At 45.3% G+C, this 2,307-nt stretch carries 4 protein-coding genes; all 4 read right to left on the reverse strand.

Annotation, left to right across the window (positions count from 1 at the left end):
• Window positions 1–195: 195 nt before the first annotated feature.
• Window positions 196–453 carry a hypothetical protein gene (locus IG627_RS21010; protein ID WP_226865502.1) on the reverse strand — a complete coding sequence of 86 codons (258 nt, stop codon included), beginning with the start codon at window positions 451–453 and terminating at the stop codon, window positions 196–198.
• A 130-nt stretch (window positions 454–583) separates the two neighbouring features.
• Entirely contained in the window at window positions 584–946 is a 363-nt protein-coding gene (locus IG627_RS20500; RefSeq protein ID WP_193195149.1) for a hypothetical protein, read from the reverse strand.
• A 126-nt stretch (window positions 947–1,072) separates the two neighbouring features.
• Complete coding sequence (locus IG627_RS20505; protein WP_193195151.1) at window positions 1,073–1,504, reverse strand: hypothetical protein; 432 nt, start codon at window positions 1,502–1,504, stop codon at window positions 1,073–1,075.
• Between the two features lie 122 nt (window positions 1,505–1,626).
• Window positions 1,627–2,307 (reverse strand): hypothetical protein (locus tag IG627_RS20510; protein WP_193195153.1); only part of this gene is annotated, 681 nt, incomplete at its 5' end.

Consider the following 2,307-nt stretch of genomic DNA (forward strand, 5'->3'; position numbering starts at 1 on the left):
CTGGACAACGAGTACTGCAAGAGAGACAACTCCGACCAATATTGAAATTATTAGTACGACGCCCATCAGATTGCTTTCCTTGCCTAACGCCCAGCGCAGGCGCAGCCAGCGCGGAGCGCCTTTTGTGTTAATGTTTGAGCGCCAGCGAGTAACACAAAAGGTGCGTAGCGTTGGCTGTCGCTCTGCCGCTGCTTGTTATAGGTTTTGCACCTCACTCTTAATTTTCTCGCAGCTTGACTCATAGCCCGCCAATGGAAGGCTTTCCAATTTTCTAGAAAGCTCTGTGAGACTTTCCAGGCTTTCTTGCTTTTTAACTTGATCAGAAATTTTTCCAATGACTTCTGAGTAACATAAGTTGGTAGTGAAAGAGGCTGAGAATGCACCCAGCCAAAAGACAACCACAAGGCCAAACAGGACAGAAATTGTCAGAATTGCGCCTAGAGTTATCTTCATTATCTGACTGACCTATAACGCCCAGCGCAGGCGCAGCCAGCGCGGAGCGCATTTTGTGTTAATGTTTGAGCGCAGCGAGTAACACAAAAGGTGCGTAGCGTTGGCTGTCGCTCTGCCGCTGATTGTTATGCTAGCGGACCTCGAAAATGTACAGTTTCTTGGGTTTGCCTTCAATTGGGACCCAAACCTCTTTGATGCCTTTAAAGTCCAAGACCAGATCGGCCTCTTCCAAGATGCTTTGGCCTTGGACGAGACCATCCCAGTACACCCCGCCACAAGTCCAGTAAACTGGAGCCTCTTTTTCAGGGATGGTTACCATTAACTCGCCACTTTCTGGCCTGGTGATGCTTAGCTCATGTTCTTTGAATGCGGCGGCAGAAATGAAATTTTTCCCTTCAATGGTCATGATTTCAGGAAGCTCTATGTCTCTCACTTCTTGCGACGCACAGCCGCTAATAAAGATTAAAAATACTGCGAGAAATATGCGATTCATTTTATTCCTACTTGAGCATAACGCCGCGCTCAGCCGCGGCTAACTTTGGGCGCTTTATGCGCAACAATGGGAGCGAAGCGACCGCGCATAAAGTGCACAAAGTTAGACGTCGGCTGCAGCGCTTGGTTATGCATTATCTGCTACTAAGCTCGTTAACTTGTGGAATTCTGGTAATGGCATGCATCCCAGTAATGGTTCATCTTCCCCAAGCTGTGGCTCATACTTAACTGCTACGCTAGCTGCGCCATAAAACTCCTCACTTAGGTAAATATACGAAACTTTATATTCTTTCTTCTCTAGACCATGGAAGTCATCACGCATCGGTCGAATCATAAGGTCTGTCGTTATATACGTTTCTTCTGAGACCTCTATATTCAGTGTAAAACTAGATACCGGAACGCCTTCAGACTCACTCGGGTAATAGACTGTCACTCCGTCGGCACCCTCACCTTGGCTCCATTTTTCAACAAATATTTTAGGTGTCGTTTTCGGTTCATCTTCACACGCAAATGAAACTATAGAAATCAAAAAAGACAATGTGAAAATTATAGTTCTCATGATCCCTCGATTGCATAACGCCGCGCTCAGGGGCGGACAATGCTATGCACCTTTGTGCGATAATGAGAGCGTAGCGACCACCACAAAGGTGCATAGCGTTGGCCGTCCCTTGCAGCGCTTTGTTAACCAGTTGCCAGGCACTCTTTTAGAATAAAGAAGGTTTCTTCCGTTACAGATCGCTTTGTGCCATATATTCGGTTAGCTAGTGGTACAAACAGGGGCCTGTTAAGATATTTCCAGTCACGCATTATATTCCCGATAGCTGTAATTTTTGAAACGCCACGATCCCTATACACACTAAGAAAAAATAGAGCAGAATCGTAATAGTTACAGGTATAGATACGATCTGGATACTCAATTTTTGCAATTGTAAAGCAATTTTCCATCATGCTGGATTGTGCATGAACATAACTTTTAAATGGCCCACTATCTAGCGCAGAGATCAATTCATTTTTCACATCTTCCCGAAAAATGCTTCCTGCATTGAATTTTCTTAAATCATCTATGTTCTTGTTTTTCTCGAAAACCTTTGAATATATGTATCCTTGATACTTTGAGTTCGTATAACACTGCCAAGCTGAGTGGTCTTTATCTAGTGATGCTGCGACCTCATAAAATTCATTCAAACGGTCGTACGCATAGGACCAATTTGGGATAAGAGAAATTACAATAAATATGTGCAATATGTTGTGTTTCATATCTCTTGCTTGGTTAACGCCGCCAGCAGCGGCGGCCGTAGCGTTTTTAGCGCGAAGCGCGTTGCGTAGGCCGTCCGGCGGAGGCGCGCAGCGCCGGAGCGTACT

Origin of the sequence: Microbulbifer taiwanensis (assembly GCF_014904815.1) — a bacterium.
In the GTDB taxonomy this organism is placed as follows: Bacteria; Pseudomonadota; Gammaproteobacteria; order Pseudomonadales; family Cellvibrionaceae; genus Microbulbifer; species Microbulbifer taiwanensis.

Excerpts from the sequence above, each read along its gene's own strand:
- IG627_RS21010 (WP_226865502.1), bottom strand. The coding sequence starts at position 453 with ATGAAGATAACTCTAGGCGCAATTCTGACAATTTCTGTCCTGTTTGGC.
- IG627_RS20500 (WP_193195149.1), bottom strand. The coding sequence starts at position 946 with ATGAATCGCATATTTCTCGCAGTATTTTTAATCTTTATTAGCGGCTGT.
- IG627_RS20505 (WP_193195151.1), bottom strand. The coding sequence starts at position 1,504 with ATGAGAACTATAATTTTCACATTGTCTTTTTTGATTTCTATAGTTTCA.